The sequence below is a fragment of the Bradyrhizobium sp. 23 genome (genome assembly GCF_023073295.1).
GTDB lineage: Bacteria > Pseudomonadota > Alphaproteobacteria > Rhizobiales > Xanthobacteraceae > Bradyrhizobium > Bradyrhizobium canariense_D.
Genome location: NZ_JADPJF010000037.1, coordinates 396816 through 402426 on the forward strand (window position 1 = coordinate 396816; position 5611 = coordinate 402426).

Sequence of the window (5611 nt, forward strand, 5' to 3'; positions counted from 1 at the left end):
ATCGACACCGCCTTCACGGAAGGCGCGGCGCGGTGAGTTGACTCGGGCCCACCTATTGCTGGGCTACCCCTCTCCCCCGCCCTCTCCCACAAGGGGGGGAGGGAGCCGAGCGGAGAACGGAGCAGCGTCGCACCATGATCGACTTTCCGCGAAGTTGGACAACGTCGCCACGTTAAAGATGTGTTTCCCTCCCTCCTTGTGGGGGAGGGCTAGGGAGGGGGTGCCACACGGCACACTCTCTCGATGGGAGACGGCAACGCGCGTGCTCCTCACGCCGGGTTCAGCGAGGCCAGCGCATTCTCCAGCAGCGAGCGCACCCGCGCCGCGTCGCCGGATTTGACCACGGCGGGGTCGAGATAGAGCTCCAGCCCCGGCGCTCGCTCGGTGATGATCCCGCTCCTTTCGGCGGCCGCGTCGTTCAGCGCGTCGACCGAATAGGGAATGATTTCGCGGCTGATGCCCTTCATCGTGATCGCGGGCAGCGCGTGGGCGCGGACGATGTCGCTGACCAGCGCGAAGGTCTCGTAGCTCAGCACGATGCCGCCGGGCTCGGCGATCGATTGCAGGCGCGCGGCGAGGTTCGCCTCCGCACCGATGATGGTGTAGTCCATGCGATCGCTGCTGCCGAAATTGCCGACATTGCAATAGCCGGAATTGACGCCCATGCGGGCCTTGAACGGCAGCTCGATGCCGGAGGCGCGCCATTTCGCATTGAGCTCGGTGAGCCGGTGCTGCATGCGCCAGGCCATCTGAAGGCAGGCCTGCGCGTCGGCGCGGTCGCCTTTGGTCTCGGGGTCGCCGAAGAAGATCAGCATGGCATCGCCGATGAACTTGTCGATGGTGCCGCCAAATTCGTGGGCGACCGCCGACATCTCGGTGAAATATTCGTTGAGGAGCTGGGTCAGCAACTCCGGCTGGAGCCGCTCCGCCGTCGCGGTGAAATTCTGGATGTCGGAGAAGAAGATGGTGAGCTTCTTGCGCTCGGTGTGGATGGTGACGTCCTTCTGGCCGGAGAAGATGCTCTTGTAGACCTGCGGCGGGATGTAGCGCGAGATCTTCATCGACAGCGAAGCCAGGAAGTCGTTGGCGGATTCGAGCTCCTTGTTCATGCCCTTGATACGGCTCGCCTGGCGGCGCTGCAGCGAGAGAAACGACAGGCCGCTGCCGGCGGCGATCAGGAAATAGGCCAGCAGGAACTTGAACGAGAAGATGTTGGCGGCGATCGGCTGGGCGATGATCACCTCCTGGATGCCTCTGACGTCACCAACCTTCCAGTCCTTCTTCGGGCTCTCGGGGTGGCTGTTGTGGCAGCTGACGCAGGCCGGGCCCATCGTCACCGGAGCAATCAGCCGGACCTTGTCGTTGAACAGCGAGGTCTCGGTGTCGACGATCTTCTGCTCGGGATCGTTGCGAAGCGATTCGAGCGCGTCCTTCTCGAACTTGTCGAGCTGGTGCGGGGCGCGGTTCTGGAACGGGAAGTCCGAGACGAAACGGTAGGTGATGTTTTCCTGCTGCGCCCCGATCACCCGCCCTAGCTCCAGCGACAATGTCGCCGGGATCGGGATCGCGCCGGGGATGGATTCGTAGTTGTGAATCACCCTGGTCGTACCGTTCGGATTGGCGATGATGCGCCCGACCACGTTGGTCGCGTAGTAGCTGCGCACGCTCGTGATCACCGAATTCAGGTCGATCGCCTGCCGGCGCAGCGCGGTCTTGCTGAGTTCGGTCAGGTCCAGCCACACCGCGAGCGGCAAGGCGAGCAGCAGGAAGGCGATCGCGGCACCGGTCAGGATGCCGCTCTTGCGCTGTTCTTCGGAGATCTCTTGCTTCACTCTTTGGCTCCGTGATTGCGTTCCTGTCTCGAACTCGGGGCGATTTGCGGAACAGAGCCAATAAACGCGCTCCCGCGCAACCCCATTTTATGGTGGTCGCGCCAAGCGGCTTTTCGTTTCATGGCGAATGTTTAAGATCGGCATTTATCTGCATTCACTCCGCCAGGAGATCCACCAAATGGCCGAGACCATCCGCATCAAGCGCTTCAATGCGCGCTCCGTCATCGTGCCGATGAACCTCCCGCTCCAGACCTCGACCGGGGCTGTCGCAAAGGCACCGCTGGTGCTGATCGACTGCGAGACCGACCAGGGCGTCCAGGGGCACGCCTATCTGTTCTCGATCACGCCATCGGCCTTGAAGCCGCTGACGGCGATGGTCGCGGAAATGTCGGAGCTGCTTGCGGGCGACGAGCTGCTACCGTTCGAGATCGAGCGCAAGCTGACCCAGCGCTTCACCCTGCTGGGGCTCGCCGGCCTGCAGCGGCTGGCACAATCCGGCATCGACATGGCGGCATGGGACGCACTGGCGCGCGCACGCGGCCTGCCGCTAGCGCGGCTGCTCGGCGGCGCGCCAAGACCGGTCAGGGCCTACAATTCGAAGGGGCTCGGCATCATGCCGGCGGGTGCCGCGGTGGAGGAAGCCCACAAGCTGCTGGCCGAGGGCTTTCAGGCCGCAAAGATCCGCGTCGGCCGTCCCGATGCACGGGAAGACCTGAAGGTGGTGCGCGCGGTGCGCAAGGCCGTCGGCGACGACGTGACCTTGATGTGCGACTATAACCAGGCGCTGACGGCCACCGAGGCGATCCGCCGTGGCGAGATGCTCGACGATGAGGGCCTGACCTGGATCGAGGAGCCGATCCGTCACGACGATTATGAGGGTAACGCCCGCATCGCGGATGCGCTGCGCACGCCGGTCCAGATCGGCGAGAATTTCGACAGCGCCTTCGCGATGCAGACCGCGCTCTCAGCCGAAGCCTGCGACTACGTGATGCCCGACGTGCAGCGCATCGGCGGCGTCACCGGCTGGCTGCGCGCCGCCGCGCTGGCGCATGCCGCCGGGATCGAGATGTCGACGCATCTGTTCTCGGAAGTCAGCGCGCATCTTTTGTGCGTGACGCCGACCGCGCATTGGCTCGAATATGTCGACTGGGCCGACGCAGTGCTTTCAACGCGGCTGATCATCAAGGACGGCTTTGCCCTGCCGAACGAGGAGCCCGGCAACGGGATCGCGTGGGACGAGGCTGCGGTGAAGAAGTATCTGGTCGAATAGACCGCGTGTCGTCGCGACGTATCGAAGTGCGAACGTCGAAGCTGACGATCAGCGAACGGCATGCCTTCCTACGACTGAACAGCGGCAATCATACTCAGCTCGACCGGTGCACCCCGCGGCAACTCGGCGACGCCGACAGATGTACGCGTGTGACGACCGCGATCGCCTAGGCGCTCGATCAACCGGTCGGAAGCGCCGTTCATGACTTGCGATTGCTGAGTGAATCCAGGGGCCGAGGCGATGTATCCAACGAGCTGCAAGACCTGGACGATCTTGTCCTCTCCACCTGTTGCGTGATTGATGGCCGAAATGCAGAGATCTGCGCAGAGGGCCGCCGCCCCCTGTGCGGCGGCGACATCGACACCTGCGCCGACTTTACCGGAGCACAGCAGGGCTTCGCCGCGACGCGGCAGCTGACCACTGACATACGCAATTCCACCATGGATGATCACCGGCAAGTAGTTGCCACCTGGTTTGTTCACGCTGCTCATATCGATAACCTGCCTTCATTTCTCGCTGGCGTGGTGGGCGGACAATGGCAGGCGGGGAGTCGCGGATCAAGCTGCGCATTGCACCGAGGTGGTGCACGATAACGATCCCCCATGACCACATGGCGCCTTCATTCGCACATCGCGTCGTCGCGATCGGCGGCGAGATCGAGTTCGGCGAGAGCTGGCAGGCCGCGCTGGTGCGTAAGTTCCACGAGGAGCTCGGTATCGGAATCTCCATCGTGAAGGCGATGAGCTGAACACGTTGCTGCTTCCACATCGTCATTGCGAGCGCGGCCAAGCAATCCAGAACCCCTCCGCGGAAACAGTCTGGATTGCTTCGTTGCGCTCGCGATGACGGAGTGTGAGACAGCAGCGCTGCATGACCAGCTACGCTACCAAACCTCCGCGCCGGGAATCTTCCTGCGCACCGCGATGCGCTGGATCCAGATGCAGCGGCGGATGGATCTGTTGGAGCGGCCGACGGCCGAGATGCCCTCGCCGGCCTGAAGCAGCGGCGCCACGCTTTCGCGCAATGCGCGGCAGCGCTGCAGTTTGGCCTGCCAGTCGATGACCGCAGCAGCGGCGCGCGACGACATCAGCGCCAGCACCATCAGGGCAACATAGCTCGCCCGCATCACCCGCATTCCCTTCATTTTGATCCGCGCTCGTCGCGCCAGTAGCGGAAATCGCAATGGGACGCGCCTTGCATGATGGTTTGCGTGCGCGTGAGCCTGACGTCGGCGCCAAATCCATCAGCGGTCGCGAAGTCGGCGGTGCAGACCAGCAGGAAACCGAGCTCCGGCTCGCCCAGCGCCTTGTAGAACTCGGCATAGGCGCATCGCGTCACGTCGAACGCAAAGGCGTCCTGGGTCTGCTCGATGATGTCATAGGCGAGCGCGTCGTCTCGGGCATAGGTCTTGAACGCCGACGCGACGGCCTTGCCGAGATCGGCTTCGTTGTTCGTGCTGTTCTTTGCCTTCCAGAATTCCTCGCCGAAGCCGCGATAGAGGTCGCCAAGCGCCTTGCGCACCAATGCATTGGCGCGCGCCTCGCCGAGTTCGGCCTGCAACGCCTTAACCAGGGGCACCAGCACCTGCGCCTGGATCTTTGCCTGCTCGATGACGGACACGCTCATGGGCAACCTTCATCCGGGTTACTTCACACCACAAGACGATAACTCAACTCGCTGCTCGCGGCGAGGGTTTGCTTGCCTGGTCCCGTGGCATCCGGAAGCCTACGTTTCCGTGATGTCGGGGTCATCGCCGATCGTGCAATCCTGAAAACATCGACCTGGCCACAATGGTATGACGCTCACCATTCAAATTCCGCCGGCAAATGACCAGAGGTGACCATGATCCGACCTAAAATGCCTTCAGGCAATTTCACGCCACGAGTGTTTTCACGGCGCCCTCAAGTTGCGGCGTTTGCCGCAGCGCTGTTTCTCGCCGCAACGTTCTGGCCGGCCGGAGGCGCGCAGGCTGCCGCAAATGATGCCGAAGCACGAACCATCTTCGAGAAATTCATCGCGGCGCAGAATGCGCATGATGCGGACGCCATGAAGGCCATGCTCCTGAATTCAGCCGGAACGCTGTTGTTTGCCAGAAACATCGAGACGCGCGGTCGCGATGAGGTCGCCGCGCGGTTCAAGACCTATTACGAGGGCACCTGGCACCTCGAACCCGACATGTCGAAATTCCGCGTCGCCGTGATCTCGAACGAGATCATGCAGATCCTCGTGCCGATCGTCTTTACGCGCGGCCTTCCGGGCAAGCCGCCACAACAAAATACGTTTCTGATCAGCCAGACCTACGTTCAGGATGCGGACGGCTGGCACGTCGCCTCCATCCTTCCGGTCGCAAACACGGAACTGAAATAGGGGATTTAGCGGCGGTGTGTCGGCGAAGGAGGCTGCCGCTCCAGTCCGTCTACGCTCTTCGAGCTACACCGGACACGCTTCGCCGAAATGAGATTGGTGGCTTGCCGAGCCGAACCTCGCGGCGGCAGCCCGCCTGCGCCCG

7 protein-coding genes are annotated in these 5611 nt (G+C 62.9%); 3 read left to right on the forward strand and 4 right to left on the reverse strand.

Annotated elements, in window-relative coordinates:
• Window positions 1-269 precede the first annotated feature (269 nt).
• Window positions 270-1832, reverse strand: a complete 1563-nt coding sequence (locus IVB32_RS08020) for an adenylate/guanylate cyclase domain-containing protein (RefSeq protein WP_018453356.1) — start codon at window positions 1830-1832, stop codon at window positions 270-272.
• A 178-nt stretch (window positions 1833-2010) separates the two neighbouring features.
• Between IVB32_RS08020 and IVB32_RS08025 the strand changes: the two genes are divergently transcribed.
• On the forward strand, window positions 2011-3102 hold the full coding sequence (locus IVB32_RS08025; protein ID WP_026232518.1) for an enolase C-terminal domain-like protein: 1092 nt from the start codon (window positions 2011-2013) through the stop codon (window positions 3100-3102).
• 68 nt (window positions 3103-3170) lie between these two features.
• On the opposite strand, the gene IVB32_RS08030 is transcribed toward IVB32_RS08025, so the two are convergent.
• Window positions 3171-3593 carry a RidA family protein gene (locus IVB32_RS08030; protein WP_018453354.1) on the reverse strand — a complete coding sequence of 141 codons (423 nt, stop codon included), beginning with the start codon at window positions 3591-3593 and terminating at the stop codon, window positions 3171-3173.
• Window positions 3594-3712: 119 nt separating this feature from the next.
• Between IVB32_RS08030 and IVB32_RS08035 the strand changes: the two genes are divergently transcribed.
• A complete protein-coding gene (locus IVB32_RS08035; RefSeq protein WP_018453353.1) occupies window positions 3713-3850 on the forward strand; it encodes an NUDIX domain-containing protein in 138 nt (45 codons plus the stop codon).
• Window positions 3851-3985: 135 nt separating this feature from the next.
• Here the strand turns inward: IVB32_RS08035 and IVB32_RS08040 are convergent, their stop codons facing one another.
• Entirely contained in the window at window positions 3986-4246 is a 261-nt protein-coding gene (locus tag IVB32_RS08040; protein WP_247369053.1) for a hypothetical protein, read from the reverse strand.
• On the reverse strand, window positions 4243-4728 hold the full coding sequence (locus IVB32_RS08045) for an L-2-amino-thiazoline-4-carboxylic acid hydrolase (RefSeq protein WP_018453351.1): 486 nt from the start codon (window positions 4726-4728) through the stop codon (window positions 4243-4245). The genes IVB32_RS08040 and IVB32_RS08045 overlap by 4 nt, the downstream gene beginning before the upstream one ends.
• Before the next feature lie 216 nt (window positions 4729-4944).
• Here IVB32_RS08045 and IVB32_RS08050 point away from each other — a divergent pair, with 216 nt between their 5' ends.
• Window positions 4945-5469 carry a nuclear transport factor 2 family protein gene (locus tag IVB32_RS08050; RefSeq protein WP_026232516.1) on the forward strand — a complete coding sequence of 175 codons (525 nt, stop codon included), beginning with the start codon at window positions 4945-4947 and terminating at the stop codon, window positions 5467-5469.
• Window positions 5470-5611 lie beyond the last annotated feature (142 nt).

Excerpts from the sequence above, each read along its gene's own strand:
- IVB32_RS08025 (WP_026232518.1), top strand. The coding sequence starts at position 2,011 with ATGGCCGAGACCATCCGCATCAAGCGCTTCAATGCGCGCTCCGTCATC.
- IVB32_RS08030 (WP_018453354.1), bottom strand. The coding sequence starts at position 3,593 with ATGAGCAGCGTGAACAAACCAGGTGGCAACTACTTGCCGGTGATCATC.
- IVB32_RS08035 (WP_018453353.1), top strand. The coding sequence starts at position 3,713 with ATGGCGCCTTCATTCGCACATCGCGTCGTCGCGATCGGCGGCGAGATC.
- IVB32_RS08040 (WP_247369053.1), bottom strand. The coding sequence starts at position 4,246 with ATGAAGGGAATGCGGGTGATGCGGGCGAGCTATGTTGCCCTGATGGTG.
- IVB32_RS08045 (WP_018453351.1), bottom strand. The coding sequence starts at position 4,728 with ATGAGCGTGTCCGTCATCGAGCAGGCAAAGATCCAGGCGCAGGTGCTG.
- IVB32_RS08050 (WP_026232516.1), top strand. The coding sequence starts at position 4,945 with ATGATCCGACCTAAAATGCCTTCAGGCAATTTCACGCCACGAGTGTTT.